At 69.2% G+C, this 13,464-nt stretch carries 16 protein-coding genes and 1 pseudogene; 6 read left to right on the top strand and 11 right to left on the bottom strand.

The window, feature by feature from the left end; translation table 11 throughout:
* Window positions 1–19 precede the first annotated feature (19 nt).
* Window positions 20–565: pseudogene (locus tag IE302_RS18255) on the top strand (FAD-dependent oxidoreductase); the annotation flags it as partial.
* A 6-nt stretch (window positions 566–571) separates the two neighbouring features.
* Here the strand turns inward: IE302_RS18255 and IE302_RS18250 are convergent.
* Window positions 572–1,165, bottom strand: coding sequence for a TetR/AcrR family transcriptional regulator (locus tag IE302_RS18250; RefSeq protein ID WP_191255736.1), 594 nt, complete (start codon window positions 1,163–1,165; stop codon window positions 572–574).
* Window positions 1,166–1,256: 91 nt separating this feature from the next.
* Between IE302_RS18250 and IE302_RS18245 the strand changes: the two genes are divergently transcribed.
* From IE302_RS18245 to IE302_RS18225, 5 genes are read left to right on the top strand one after another with little or no spacing between them, the layout of a single operon-like run.
* Window positions 1,257–1,871 (top strand): DUF3159 domain-containing protein, encoded by a 615-nt coding sequence (locus tag IE302_RS18245; protein ID WP_191255735.1) that lies wholly within the window; start codon window positions 1,257–1,259, stop codon window positions 1,869–1,871.
* Between the two features lie 46 nt (window positions 1,872–1,917).
* Entirely contained in the window at window positions 1,918–2,514 is a 597-nt protein-coding gene (locus tag IE302_RS18240; RefSeq protein ID WP_191255734.1) for a TetR/AcrR family transcriptional regulator, read from the top strand.
* A gap of 2 nt (window positions 2,515–2,516) precedes the next feature.
* Window positions 2,517–3,296: an alpha/beta fold hydrolase gene (locus IE302_RS18235; RefSeq protein ID WP_191255733.1), complete on the top strand. Its 780-nt coding sequence runs from the start codon at window positions 2,517–2,519 to the stop codon at window positions 3,294–3,296.
* A 60-nt stretch (window positions 3,297–3,356) separates the two neighbouring features.
* The gene (locus tag IE302_RS18230) at window positions 3,357–3,857 is read left to right on the top strand and encodes a TetR/AcrR family transcriptional regulator (RefSeq protein ID WP_191255732.1); all 501 of its coding nucleotides are present in this window, start codon (window positions 3,357–3,359) and stop codon (window positions 3,855–3,857) included.
* A gap of 13 nt (window positions 3,858–3,870) precedes the next feature.
* Window positions 3,871–4,245 (top strand): hypothetical protein, encoded by a 375-nt coding sequence (locus IE302_RS18225; protein WP_191255731.1) that lies wholly within the window; start codon window positions 3,871–3,873, stop codon window positions 4,243–4,245.
* Here the strand turns inward: IE302_RS18225 and dnaB are convergent, their stop codons facing one another.
* The 10 genes from dnaB to IE302_RS18175 form a co-directional block, all read right to left on the bottom strand.
* A complete protein-coding gene (gene dnaB, locus IE302_RS18220) occupies window positions 4,246–6,858 on the bottom strand; it encodes a replicative DNA helicase (RefSeq protein WP_191256272.1) in 2,613 nt (870 codons plus the stop codon).
* A gap of 476 nt (window positions 6,859–7,334) precedes the next feature.
* Window positions 7,335–8,132 (bottom strand): ESX secretion-associated protein EspG, encoded by a 798-nt coding sequence (locus tag IE302_RS18215; protein ID WP_191255730.1) that lies wholly within the window; start codon window positions 8,130–8,132, stop codon window positions 7,335–7,337.
* A 97-nt stretch (window positions 8,133–8,229) separates the two neighbouring features.
* Window positions 8,230–9,579 (bottom strand): PPE domain-containing protein, encoded by a 1,350-nt coding sequence (locus IE302_RS18210; protein WP_191255729.1) that lies wholly within the window; start codon window positions 9,577–9,579, stop codon window positions 8,230–8,232.
* 3 nt (window positions 9,580–9,582) lie between these two features.
* Window positions 9,583–10,182, bottom strand: coding sequence for a DUF3558 domain-containing protein (locus tag IE302_RS18205; RefSeq protein WP_191255728.1), 600 nt, complete (start codon window positions 10,180–10,182; stop codon window positions 9,583–9,585).
* Window positions 10,182–10,592, bottom strand: a complete 411-nt coding sequence (locus IE302_RS18200) for a hypothetical protein (protein WP_191255727.1) — start codon at window positions 10,590–10,592, stop codon at window positions 10,182–10,184. Before IE302_RS18200 ends, IE302_RS18205 begins: the two co-directional genes overlap by 1 nt.
* Window positions 10,593–10,756: 164 nt before the next feature.
* Window positions 10,757–11,212: a 50S ribosomal protein L9 gene (gene rplI / locus IE302_RS18195; RefSeq protein WP_005168124.1), complete on the bottom strand. Its 456-nt coding sequence runs from the start codon at window positions 11,210–11,212 to the stop codon at window positions 10,757–10,759.
* A 12-nt stretch (window positions 11,213–11,224) separates the two neighbouring features.
* On the bottom strand, window positions 11,225–11,473 hold the full coding sequence (gene rpsR / locus IE302_RS18190; protein ID WP_005168122.1) for a 30S ribosomal protein S18: 249 nt from the start codon (window positions 11,471–11,473) through the stop codon (window positions 11,225–11,227).
* Window positions 11,474–11,553: 80 nt separating this feature from the next.
* Entirely contained in the window at window positions 11,554–12,060 is a 507-nt protein-coding gene (locus IE302_RS18185) for a single-stranded DNA-binding protein (protein WP_005168120.1), read from the bottom strand.
* 17 nt (window positions 12,061–12,077) lie between these two features.
* Entirely contained in the window at window positions 12,078–12,398 is a 321-nt protein-coding gene (gene rpsF, locus IE302_RS18180; RefSeq protein ID WP_016338288.1) for a 30S ribosomal protein S6, read from the bottom strand.
* 102 nt (window positions 12,399–12,500) lie between these two features.
* On the bottom strand, window positions 12,501–13,382 hold the full coding sequence (locus IE302_RS18175; RefSeq protein ID WP_191255726.1) for a hypothetical protein: 882 nt from the start codon (window positions 13,380–13,382) through the stop codon (window positions 12,501–12,503).
* Window positions 13,383–13,464: the final 82 nt, after the last annotated feature.

Genomic DNA, 13,464 nt, shown 5'->3' with positions numbered 1-13,464 from the left:
CCGATCCGGAAGGTCTCCGGTCGGCCGGGGCACCTACTGGGTGCTCGGCGACGGACTTGCCCTGGCGGCGCAGCGCAACGGCGACGGCCGCGTCCGCATCGGCGTCAGCTTCCACGGCACGGCCGAGGACTGGTTCGAAACCAGCGGGATCCCGTTCGACGACCCGGCCGCCGCCCGGGCACGGCTGATCGAACTGCTCCCGGGCTGGGACGCGCGGATCCTCGCGCTGATCGAGGCCTGCGACGACACGGTCGTGCCGCGGTCGGTCAGCACGCTTCCGATCGGCCTGACCTGGGAGCCGGCGCCGGACGTCACGCTGCTCGGCGATGCCGCGCATCTGATGCCGCCGACGGGAGAGGGAGCCAACATGGCCCTGCTCGACGGCGCCCGGCTCGGCCTCGAACTGGCCGCGCACCCGGACGACTTCCCCACGGCCGTCAAGGCGTACGAACGCGAGATGTTCGAACGCGCCGGCGCCGCCGCCCGGATGTCCGCGCGGGTCCAGGAACTCCTGACGGCACCGGACGCCGCCCGGAAGATGCTCGCGTTCTTTCAGCCGGGCTGAGGCCGGTCACCCGGTCAGGCAGTGCTGCACGAGCGGGCCGAACGAGGCGACCAGGTCGTCGACGGACGCCGAGGCGATCGGCTCGACGCGCACGATGTACCGCGCCACCGCGAGCCCCAGGATCTGGACGTTGACCATGCCCGCCCGCAGCGCGGCGTCCGGCGTGCCGAGCAGGGCCGCGACCCGGTCGGTGATCTCCCGGTCGATGAATTCGCGCAGCAGCGCTTCGGATTTCGGATCGGTGGGCGCCGACCTGGTCAGCATGACCAGCGGCGGGCGATCGGACTTGTCGAGGTTCTCCAGCAGCGTCCGGACGACGCGTTCGCCGAGGCCGCCGAGGTCGCCGTCGAAGAGCGACTCGATGGCGGGCGGGACGTCTTCGGACAGGTCGATCACGGCACTGAACAGGCCCTGTTTGGTGCCGAAGAAGTAGAACACCATCGCCGGGTCGACCCCCGCCGCGGTGGCGATCGCCCGCACGGTCGTGCCGCTGTACCCGTTCCGGTCGAACAGTTCGCGGGCGACCTGAAGGACCCGTTGCTTGCTCTCCGCGCCGGACCGCCACCGGCCCGGACGACGGTGTTCGTCGTGCTCTGTCATGGTCGCCGGAGCCTAACATCCATTCTTCATCACCTGGTGGAGTTTTCCCGTAGTGTGTTCTTCATCGGGCGATGAAGAATGGAGTGGGCCGATGGGGCTCGACATGCTGACGCGGAAGTCGTTGTCGTTGTTCAGCGCGGTGGGCGGCTGGCGCACGGTCGCTGAAGGCGTCGCGTCACGAGCGCTGTTCCTCGTCGCGTACCTGGCGACCGGGAAGGTGCTGACGTCCGCGCTGATCACCGTCGGCGGCGTGCTCGTGTTCGCCGTCGTGCGGCTGTGCACCGATCGCAAGGTCTGGCAGCCGGCGATCGGGCTGGTCGTGGTCGGCGTTTCCGCACTGCTCGCCGGCAGTTCCGGGCAGGCCGCGGACTTCTACCTGACCGTGGTCGTCACGCAGACCGGCGGCGGGGTGCTGTTCCTGCTGTCCATGTTGGTGCGGTGGCCGGTCATCGGGGTGGTGATGGGTGTGGTGCGCGGCGAGCGTTCCGCCTGGCGGCGCGACCGCCCGCGACGGCGGCGCTATCACCTCTGCACGGCGGTCTTCCTGGCGAAGTTCGCCATCGCGGCGGCGGTCCTGCTGCCGCTGTACCTGGCCGGAACGGTGGTCCCGCTCGGCATCGCCGCCACGCTGCTGGGCGGGGCGCCCGCGGCGGGCGTCTGCGTCTACCTGTGCTGGCGGATCCTGCGCGAGCGTGTGGTGGCGTAGGCTATGAACGAAAGACCAATCTGTTCATAGGTGCACAGGAGTAGGTATGCCGACCCCGTTCAGTGCCGAGGACCGCGCCCGGATCACCGAGCTGCTCCTGGACGCCGGACGTGACCTGTTCGCCGCGCAGGGCCTGCGCAAGACCTCACTGGACGAACTCGTCGCTCCCGCCGGGATCGCCAAAAGCAGCTTCTACGCCTTCTTCGACTCCAAGGAAGCGCTGTACCTGGAGCTGATGCTGCGGCAGGCCCCGCGGCTGCACGAACACCTGGCGGAGGTGCTGGACGAGGCCGAGAACGCCCGCGACGCCCTCGGCGGTTTCCTGCGCGCCACCGTGCGGATGCTGGACGACAACCCGCTCTACCGGCGGCTCGTCACCCATCCCGAGGAGATGCGGGCGGTAGCCCGGCGCCTGGGCCCGGACGAGATGGCCAGGGCGGAGCGGATGCTGCCGCTGCCCGGGTTCCTGGAGGCGGCCAGGGGCAAGGGGCAGCTCATCGAGGTCGACGACGACGAGCTGATCGGGGTACTCCAGGCCGTCCTGCTGCTGCCCATGCATCGCCAGGACCTCGGCGAGCAGCGCTACCCCGCCGTGCTCGACAGGCTCATCGACATAGTCGCCTCAGGACTGACCAAGGAGTGACCGTGCGCGAAGGGGTACTGGCCGGAGGCGCCGCCTACCTGGAGTTCGGAACGGGAAACCCGCTCGTGGTCTTCCGTGCGGTGCTGCCGGATTCGGCCAACCCCACGGGGGCCGCCCGGTGGGCGGAGGCGCGCTCCCTCAAGCCGCTGGCCGCGCGCTTCACCGTGCTGACGGTCGGCCGCCGTCCCGGGCTCGCACCCGGCGTCACCATGGCCGATCTCGCCGCCCACCACGCCGAGGAACTGCGGGCCCGGTTCGACCGCCCGGTGGACGTACTCGGTCTGTCCACGGCCGGGTGCCTGGCGCTGCAGTTCGCCGCCGACCATCCCGGCTTGGTGCGCCGGCTGGTGGTCGGGGCCGCGGGCCCCCGCCTCGGACCGGACGGCCGCCGCGTCCAGCGCGAGTACGCGGACCTGCTGGCCGCCGGGCGATACCGGTCCGCGGCGATGGCACTGGCGCCCACGGTCGCGGACTCCCCGCTCGGACGGGCCCTGATGGCCGGTCTGCTGGGGCTGACCCCGAGCCGCCCGGCGGATCCGGGCGGCATGGTGGCCATGCTGAGGGCCGAGGACACCTTCGACATCGAAGACCGCCTCGGCGAGATCACCGCGCCCACGCTGGTGATCGCCGGTGGACGGGACGCCCTGTACCCGCCCGGGCTCGCCGAGCGGCTGGCCGACCGGGTGCGCCGCGGCGATCTCAAGATCTACGAGGGACGGCGGCACCACACGGTGATGACCGATCGCCGGTTCGGCAAGGACGTCATCGACTTCCTCGGCTAGCAGCCTTTTGAGGAACGATCGTTCTTGACTGATCGTTCCTCAAAAGTCTATCGTCGTGCCATGGGTAGGCGAAGGGCGTTCGACGAGGACGAGGTGGTGCGCGCCGCCGTGGGGTTGTTCGGTGGCCGCGCGTACGACGGGGTGTCCATCGACGACCTCGTCGCCCACCTCGGCGTGCACCGCAACAGCCTCTACAAGACTTTCGGCAGCAAGCGCGGCCTCTACCTGATCGCCCTGCGCCGCCACCTCGCCGACGACGTCCGCCCCTTGACCGAGGCGCTCGCCTCGGCATCGGACGCCGCGGCCGCGCTGCGGCTCGTCACGTCGGCCGACCTCGGGCTGCTGCTGCTCGCGGCGGTCGAACGGGCACCGGCCGACGAGGAGGTGGCCGCCGAGGTGGCCGCGGCGTTGGCCGCCGTCGACCAGGCCATCGCCGACGCGCTCGGCGTCTCCATCGCCCTGGCCGCCGCCCTCACGGCGGCCGCGCTGGGCATCCGCCTGCGCGGAAACCCCGGCGGGGTCGGCGACGCGCTGACCCAACGCCTCGATCCCCTCGACTGACAAGGAAACAGACATGGCACTGGTCACCATCGACGGCGGCGAACTCGTTGTCGTGATCGAAGGTCTCGACAAGCTCTGGGCCCTGAAGAGCAGGCTGTCCATCCCGCTGGCCAACGTCCGCGGCGCGACCGCGGACCCCGGCATCACCGCCGACCCCAAGGGAATCCGGGCGCCGGGTGCCCACGTGCCCGGCGTGATCACGGCGGGCACGTTCCACCTCGACGGCGAAAAGGTCTTCTGGGACGTCAAGGACGCGTCGAAGGCCGTCGTGATCGAACTCGCCGACGAGCGCTACACCCGGCTGGTCCTCCAAGTCGACGACCCGCGCGCGACCGTCGCGCTGGTCGAGGGCGCCCTGCGCGGAGGCGCTCCCTCGGCCAAGCGCTGACTAGTCGTGTGACAGGTCGACGAAGCGGCTGTAGTGCAGCTGGTGCGCGACGGTGATCGTCGCCGTCGGCCCGGCACGGTGCTTCGCGATGATCAGGTCCGCCTCGCCCGCCCGAGGGTCGTCCCGCTCCCAGGCGTCGGGCCGGTTGACCAGGATGACGAGGTCGGCGTCCTGCTCCAGCGAGCCGGACTCACGGAGGTCGGACAGCATCGGGCGTTTGTCGGTCCGCTGCTCGGGACCACGGTTCAGCTGGCTGATCGCGATCACCGGGACCTCGATCTCCTTGGCCAGCAGCTTCATCTGCCGCGAGAACTCCGAGACCTCCTGCTGCCGGGACTCGACGCGCTTGCCCGAGGTCATCAGCTGGAGGTAGTCGAGGACGACGAGCTTGAGGTCGTTGCGCTGCTTGAGCCGCCGGGCCTTCGCGCGGATCTCCATCATCGTCATGTTCGGCGAGTCGTCGACGAACAGCGGCGCCTCGGAGACCTCGCTCATCCGGCGCGCGAGCCGCGTCCAGTCGTCGTCGGACATCTTTCCACCGCGCATATCCGCCAGGCGGATCCGCGCTTCGGCCGAGAGCATGCGCATGACGATCTCGGTCCTGCTCATTTCCAGCGAGAAGATGACGCTGGTCAGACCGTGTTTGATGGACGCCGAACGCGCGAAGTCCAGCCCGAGCGTCGAGTTGTGGGTCGGGACCATCGATCGCCCGGCCAGGTACAGATGGTCCGGCGCGTCGACTTCCACGCACCGCACCGGAACGGACGGTACGGGGCGGACGTCCACGATGTAGCGAAGATGCGGGCGGACGCGGACGTTGGTGAGGCGTTCCTTCTGCAGCAGGTGCTTGCGTTGCAGCCAGAACACCCGATCCTGGGTGGTGAAGCCGAGGATGTACGCCGTAGAGGTCTCCTCGCTGCGCCCCTTGACCTTCTTGGTCGTGAGCGAACAGCGGTAACCGAGGCTGACGATCAGTTCCCGGGTCTGTTCGGCGAGCACCTTGTTCGTCACGACGAACTGGACCGCGCCGGAGTGGTTCACGGTGCCGTCGGTGTCGAGCAGCCCGGCCAGCAGCGCACGGCGTTGTTCGACGGACGCCCGCAGGTAGTCCACGGGGATGTGCTTGTCGCCGAGAACGCCCAGCGTACGGAGAATCGCCTGCACGCTGCCGTGTTCGTTGCGGCAGGCCTGGCAAAGGCGCATCCCCGACGACGGGCGCCCGCAGTCGGGGCAGGTCGGCGCGGGCACCGGAGCACTCTGGAAACGCACCTTGCCGCCGCAGGAACGGCCGCACGTCCGCACCTGGGAGGTTTGGGGAAGGAACGGTTCTCCGCAGACCTCACAACGCCGGTATTCGACCGGATCCGGGGGAACCAGCCGCAGGGTGTACGACAGTTCGCCCCGTCGTTCCACCAGAAGCCCGGCTTCCGCTTCCAGATAGCAGATGATCTCCGGGTCCGCCGTGGTGAAGCGCGCACTGGCCGAGTGGCCGTCTCCCAGCCAGGCTCCGAGCGCGTAGGGGTGCAGCGGGAGATCGCGCTCAGGCAACTGCAACGGAGCCGTGGTGCCGATCGAATGGTTGGCGCGCCGATCCGCGGTATCGCACCGCAGGGTGGCCGCCAGCTCTTCCGTCGTCCGCACCGCCGGACCGCTCGTCGAACGGCGGGACGCCCTCGTGTCGGTCTGCCATTGGTGTTCCGCGTCCGCGAGGATCACCGTGCCGTCCGAGAACTCGACTTCGTAGCAAGGCCTGCCGTTCATGACCTCGGTCGCGGCGACCACCGTCGTCGGACGGCCGTTCGCGCCGATCAGCCTGTCACCGGGCTTGACCTCGCCCATGGTCGTCCAGCCGCCGGGAGTGGCCAGCGGGGTGTCCAGCGCGAGCGCCTTCCCGACACCGGGACGCGCGGCGACGATGATCATCTGGCCGGGGTGCAGGCCGTTGGTCAGATCGTCGAAGTCGGCGAACCCGGTCGGGATGCCCTGCGACTGCCCACCCCGCGACGCGATCGCGTCGATCTCGTCCATGGTCGGCTGGAGCAGCTCTTCCAGCGCGACGTAGTCCTCGCTGGTGCGCCGCTCGGTGACGTCGTAGATCGCGGCCTGCGCGCGGTCGACGACCTCGTCGATGTTCGCGCCGTCGGCCGCGGCCGCGCCGTAGCCGTACTGCACGATCCGCGTGCCCGCCTCGACGAGGCGCCGCAGCACGGCCTTCTCGGAGACGATCTCCGCGTAGTACCCGGCGTTCGCCGCCGTCGGCACCGTCGCGATCAGGGTGTGCAGGTACGGGGCGCCGCCGACGCGGCCGAGTTCGCCGCGGCGTTCCAGTTCGGCGGAGACGGTGATCGGGTCGGCGGGCTCGCCGCGCCCGTAGAGGTCGAGGATGACGTCGTAGATCGCCTGGTGCGCCGGCCGGTAGAAGTCGTCGGGTCCGAGGGCTTCGATGACGTCGGCGACGGCGTCCTTCGACAGCAGCATGCCGCCGAGCACGGACTGCTCGGCCGCGATGTCCTGTGGCGGCTGGCGGTCGTACTCCCCGCCGCGCGGACCGGGGTCACTGGGACCCGGGTCGGAATCCGCGTACGTCGGATTGCGGTCGTCGGTCAGCGCCACCGCTGCTGCCACCTCCTCAAGACATCGAACACGCGTTCGATTATGCCAGATTTTCCCCGGTCACTCCGCCTGCGCCCGCCGGCCGCCCTCCCCAGGCCCCCGGCGCTCCCCTGCGTCCACCTCCGGGCCGGAAGAACACCACGGTGTGTACCCGCCCGGCGGGCACGGTAGGCCCCCCGAAAGGACCAGCGCAATTTCGCCTGGGGACCGCCCTGTGGATAACCTGGGGATGACTGCGGGCATCCCTTCACAGGTGGCCCGAAGCCTGTGTACAACTTGTGGGCAACGCTGGGATGGTCTGACAAAAGCGCTGGTCAGAGCCTGTGGAGAGACTGTGGAGAACTTTATTCAACTCGCGACGGCGTGTCGGGCAAAACACGTCGCTCGGCGTGTCGCACGGGGGCGCACAGGGGTGCCCTGTGGATGAATGCCACGGAGAGTAGAGGGTTGACCCGGTGGGCTGAACGGCGCGGAATTCAGGACGCGAACAACCTGCCCTGTGCGCTCCGTAGTCGTTCGCCGAGAACCTGCTGGTCGGCGGGTGTGAAGGCGATCCTCGGCTCGCCACTTCCCGGTATCTCCTCGGTCAGCCACCGGCCCTCGGACGTATCGATGTAGTTCACCGGGCGTTCGATCCGCTGCCGCGCGCCGCTCCGGCCGCGAGCGGCGACGTACAGGCTGCCACTCCCCAAACGGCGTAACGCGAGAATGCGGCGAAGCTCGTCCGCCTCCTGGCTGCCGGCGCTCTGGCGGCCGCTGCGGAGCACCTCGAAGCCTTCATCCTGCGCCGTCGACGACGCGCGCGAGGTCTCGACCTGACTCTTCGGGACGGCGACCGGCCGCCCGCGTCCCGGCGCGAGCTTCGGGATCTGGTCGAGGAACTCGGTGAGCAGTTCTTCGGGCCGCACCGAAGCGAGCGCGACGCCGTCGTGCTCGCTGTGGCGGGCGAGGACGAAGCCCTCGCCACCGGCGCTCCCGGCGAGCAGGGTGAAGCTCAGCGCCTTGCCCTCGAACCCGCCGTCGACCCAGCCGTAGTACTCCAGCGACGGCCTGGCGATCGCTTCGAGCGTCGCCTTGAACCCGGGGTGCAGGCCCCGTGCGCCGAAGAGCCCCTGACTCGCCAGCTCTTCGTTGGTCCGCTCGTCCTCGGCCCGCTGCGCCTCTTCGCCGTACCAGGTCGGGGTTTCCGACAGGATCGTGTGCGGCTCACCGCCCCGGCGGCGGATCAGCGTGATGAGGGTGCCGGTCGTGATCGTGACCTGCTTGTCCAGCACCGGAACTGCCCCCTAGTCGTTCTTGTCCGTCCAGCCCGGAACGAGACAAGCCGGGCGCGGCCCCAATCTTGGCACGCGCCCGGCCTGGATGTTCGTATTACTCCCCGATCACCGGCGGTGCGGTGAGTTCGTCGGTTCCGAAGATCTCGTTGGGGTCGTCGCCGACCAGGAACTTGGCGCTGCGCTCCTCGTCCTCGCCGCCCTTGCCCTTGGCGCCACCGGCTCCCATACCGCCCATGCCGCCCATCATCCCGCCGGCGCCGCGGCCCGCTCCGGCACCGGAACCGGCACCACCGGCGCCGCCGCCCATGCCCGCGCCGCCCATCGCACCCGCGCCGCCGGGCATGGCCGCGCCGCTGCTGCCGCCGGGACCGAACCCGCCGCCACCGGGGCCGAAGCCACCGTCCGGACCGAAGCCGCCCGCACCCGGGATGTCGGTACCGCCGAAGCCGCCGCCACCGCCTCCGCCACCACCCGGGCCGAAGCCGCCGGCACCGGGGATCTTCGGCGGGGTGTAGCCGGACGCGCTCGTCCCGTCGTCCCAGGACGGCGGCTTGTAATTGCTGCCGGGGATGTTCGGGTTGTACTGCCCGCCGGGCAGGTTCGAGCCCGGCAGGTTGGACCCGGGAAAGTTCGATCCGGGCAGGTTGCTGCCCGGCAGGTTGGACCCCGGCAGGTTCGAACCCGGCGTGCCGATGCCCGGAATGTTCGCCCCGGGGACGTTCGGCATCCCGCCGGGCGGCATCGAACCGGGCGGCGTCGAGATGCCCGGCATGCCGTTGTTCCCGTTGCGGTCGCCCTGGCCGTTGCCGTCCTTGTCCTTGTCTTTGCCCTTGCCGCCGCCGCTCACGTCGACGTTGGTCTTCTGCCCCTCCATCTTGTTGTAGGTGGGCAGACCCTTGCCGTTCTCGGAACTGGCCTTGAAGTACTCGTTGAACGCGTCGACGTTCGCCTGACCCTTGGAGTTGTAGTCCCGGATCGCGCGGTCGGTGTCGGTGGTCCACGGGGTGACGGAGTTGAGCAGGTTGTTCTTCGGCGGGTCCTTCGGGACCTGCTGCACCTTCGCCTTCACCGTGGTGAACGCGGTGTTCTGCTCGCCGAGGTACTTGTCGGAGTCCACCAGCTTCTTGCCGGAGTCGTCCATCCACGCCCGCAGCGGATGCGCGCCGGACTGCTGCGCGGCTTCGGCGCTCTTGCCGGTCCAGGCGGCGTCCATCTCCTTCGACAGGTTGTCGATGGTGGTCAGCCTGTCCTGGTAACCGGCCTTGAGCCGGGTCGCCGCGGCCTGCCCCTCCTGGATCGACCCGGTACCCGGACCGGTGACGATCTTCTCCCAGATGTTGTAGCAGTCGATCTTGCGATCGCCGCCCGACGCTTCGAAGTCGCCGGATTTCGTGGTCGCCAGGTTGTAGGCCGAGTACCCGGCGATGATCGGCAGCAGGAACATGCGTCAGCCCTCCTTCAACGTCTGGATCATCGCTTCCCCCACTTTGAGCGCGACGGGACACGGATCGCTCGCGCCGGGTCCCCTGTCGTACTGCACCAGGATGTTCACGGCCAGCTGGTCGGTCACGCCGACGAAGAGACCGCACTTGCCGTTCTTGCGGTGGTCGAGCGACGCGGCGTACACCGCCGGGTAGCCGCTGACCTCGGTCGGCTCGAAGTACTCGTCGTTGGCCTTCGTGTCGTAGACGTCGCTCAGGCCGTTCTTGTTCGCGAGGACCGGGCTGATGTCGATCTGATTCAGCTTCTCGTCGGCGGCGAAGAGCGAACAGCCGGGCCCCGCGCTCGTGGTCCCGCGCTCACCTTCGCCGAGCCCGAGCTCGGATCGCTTCGCCGCGGAAAGCGCGGCGCAGGCGTCGCTCTCGATCGAGGAGGTCTTCAGGGGATTCGACACCTTCGGCGCGGAGCCGGACGAACCGCTCGACGCGCTCGAGGAACCGGCCCCGGTCGTGTAGGACGGCTCCGAAGAGGCCGTGCCGTTCTTGGTGCCCGAACAGCCGGCGACCAGCGCACCCGCCGCGACGAGGAGAACGAGGGAACGGCGCATCACACGGCCTTGTGCTTGTTCAGCGAGGCCTGCGTCTCGGCTTCGTTCGTGGCGATCTTCTGCTTGGCGGCGGTCAGCTGATCGATGTAGTTCTGGACGTAGTCCTGCATCTTCTGGTTCTGCTCCAGGAACGCCTTGCCCGAGGGGTTCGCCAGCTTCTCCCAGTCGCCGCTCGCGAACTCCTTGCCCGGCGCCTTGACGTTCGCCATCAGGTTGGCGTCGCGGTAGTCCTTCTTCAGCTCGGCCTGCAGATCGGTCCATTTCTTGATGATGCCGTCGATCTTGTCCTTGTCGAAGCTGAACCCGCCGCCACCCCCGCCCGACGTCGAAGGCGGCCTGTCCGGGTTCGCCGGCGCGGACACCGTGACCTTCTCCTGCCGGTTCTGCTCGGCGTTGCTGTCGTAAGCCATTGGCTCCAGATCCCCTTTGAGTCCCCGTACCTCGACGTCGAGTCTCGATAATGCCCTGATCCCCCGTCAAGCCTAAGACGTAGCCCGCCCCGATGGGGTTCCGCGTAAAGCAAAGGGCGGGACCTCTCCGCGATGGAGACGTCCCGCCCTTTGCCGAAGCGGTGTTACTTGGCCTTGACCTCGAGCCGCACGTCGACGCGGACGTCGGGGTGCAGGCGGGCGCCGACCGAGTGCTTGCCCACGGTCTTGATGTGGTCCTTCAGTTCGATGACGCGCTTGTCGAGCAGCGGGCCACCCGCGGCCTTGATCGCGTCCACGATCTCGGCGGTGGTGATCGAACCGAAGAGCTTCTTCGAGCCCTCGGCCGCCTTGCCGCTCAGCTGGATGGCGCCGAGGCCCTCCAGGGTCGCCTTGATCTCCTTGGCGTGGTCGAGGTCGCGGATGCGACGGCTCTCCTGCGCCCGCTTGATCGTGCGCACGTTCTTCTCCGCGCCCTTGGTGGCCACGATGGCGTAGCCGCGGGGGAGCAGGTAGTTGCGTGCGTAGCCGTCCTTGACCTCGACGATGTCGCCGGGCCCACCGAGGTTGGCGACGTCGGTGGTGAGAATGATCTTCGCCATTGACGTGCCTCCTTAGCGCGCGGTCGAGGTGTAGGGCAGCAGCGCCATCTCACGCGAGTTCTTGACCGCGATGGCGATGTCACGCTGGTGCTGGCTGCAGTTGCCGGTCACGCGACGGGCACGGATCTTCCCGCGGTCGGAGATGTACTTCCGAAGCAGGTTGGTGTCCTTGTAGTCGATGTTCTCCGGACGGCCCTTCTTCTCGGCCTTGCAGAACACGCAGACCTTCTTCTTGGGCTTGCGGATGGGTGGCTTGGCCACGGTAGTACTCCTGGATTTCTACGTAGTGGTTGTCTCGAGGCGTCTCGCGGAGCTTTCGCCCGCGGTGGACGCGGTGCCTGTCAGAAGGGCGGCTCGTCGGAGAAACCGCCGCCACCGCCGCCACCGGCGGGCGGGGCGGAACCCCACGGGTCGTCGGCGGGCGGGGCGCTCTGGCCACCACCGCCGCCACCACCGAAGCCGCCGCCACCGCCACCGGTGCCACGGCTGACCTTGTTCACCTTGGCGGTGGCGTAGCGCAGCGACGGGCCGATCTCATCGACCTCGAGCTCGACGACGGTGCGCTTCTCGCCTTCCTTGGTCTCGAAAGACCGCTGCTTGAGGCGCCCCTGCACGACGACTCGCGCGCCACGCGTCAGCGACTCGGCGACGTTCTCGGCCGCCTGGCGCCAGATGTTGCAGCGCAGGAACAGGGCCTCGCCGTCCTTCCACTCGCCGGACTGACGGTCCAGCGTGCGCGGGGTGGACGCGACGGTGAAGTTCGCGACCGCCGCACCGGAAGGGGTGAAGCGAAGCTCCGGGTCGGACGTGAGGTTGCCGATCACCGTGATGACGGTGTCTCCAGCCATCGGGAAAGTCCTTCGGCTCAGGCCTTGGCGGCGGCGGTCGCGGCGCGCTTGATCTCGCGGCGCATGACCTTGGTGCGGAGCACGGTCTCCTGCAGCGAGAGCTGACGGTCCAGCTCCTTGACCGCTTCCGAAGTCGAGTTCAGGTCGAGGAGCGCGTAGATGCCCTCGGCGTGCTTCTTGATCTCGTACGAAAGGCGGCGGCGGCCCCAGACGTCGACCTTCTCCACGCTTCCGCCCGAAGTACGGATCACGTTGAGGAAGTTGTCCAGGGTCGGGGCGACCGTACGCTCGTCGAGCGTGGGGTCGAGGATGACCATTACCTCGTAATGGCGTGACACAACCACTCACCTCCTATGGGCTCGCGGCCACGGACTGTCCGTGGCAGGAGGGTTTGTCCAGGTAAGCGTACCTGGCGGCGTTCGGCGCTCCGGAAACGGGCGTCAGGAGACGCGGCGCAGGACCCAGGTGCGCACCAGCGCGGCGGTCACGCCGGCGAGCACGAGCACCGCGAGCAGCATCGGGAGCTGGACGTCGCCGCCGGGCATGCCGTCGGTCGCGAGCGCTTCGGCGTTGCCCGCGTTGCGGACGTCCGGGTTCGGCCCGGCCTGGCCGTCGGTGCCGTACTGCGGGGCGCCTTCACCCGGGAGCGGGCTGTTGGCCGGGTACCGCACACCCGGCGCCACCGCGACACCCGGCTGCGCGACCGGCAGGTTGCCGTAGTCGCGCGGCGGGGCGTAGCCGGTGCCGTTGCTGCCGCCGGGGAGCAGGTTCGTGGTCGACGGGGCGCCGTTCGCGGCTCCGCCGGTGCCGCCCTGCTGCGGGGCGGTGGTGCCCGGAGCGGGCAGCGTAGGGGCGACGTAGTTCGTCGCGACCGTGGTCAGCCCGCAGCTTCCGGTGACCTTGTGCTCGATGCTGTTCAGCGTCTTCTCGGGGTTGAACCCGAGGCCCCAGGACTTGGTCTCCTTGACCGCCTGCCGCACGGCCGCGCCGATCGCCTTCGCCTCGACGGTGCCGCCCGCCGCCTGCGGGACCGTGCCGATGTCGATCCTGTTGACCTTGGCGATGTCGTTCGCGGCGACGTCGTAGAGGGCGAGCGTGCCCGCTTCCTTCGCGCCCGCCCGGACCAGTTCCTTGACCGAGGAGCCGGTGATCGCGACGGTGTCGCCCATCCCGCCGTTGACGGTGCCGCTGCACGCGTTGGCCAGGGTGGTGGCCGCCGACGCGGTGCCCGCCGTCAGGAGCGCGCCACCGGTGACCATGGTCGCGAGTGCGGTGACGGTGAGCGCCTTGCGGGTGGTCTGCCAGATGGTGGTCTTCCGCACGAGCGCGATCCTCCGGGTCGGTGGGGGCGTGGGGCAGTGCACCTGGTTTTCACCAGCGGGAAAAACACTGCCAACGGGGATA

Source organism: Amycolatopsis oliviviridis (assembly GCF_014654365.1).
Lineage (GTDB): Bacteria > Actinomycetota > Actinomycetes > Mycobacteriales > Pseudonocardiaceae > Amycolatopsis > Amycolatopsis oliviviridis.
Note: the sequence above shows the minus strand (reverse complement) of the source record. Positions and strands in the feature narration are given on the sequence as shown.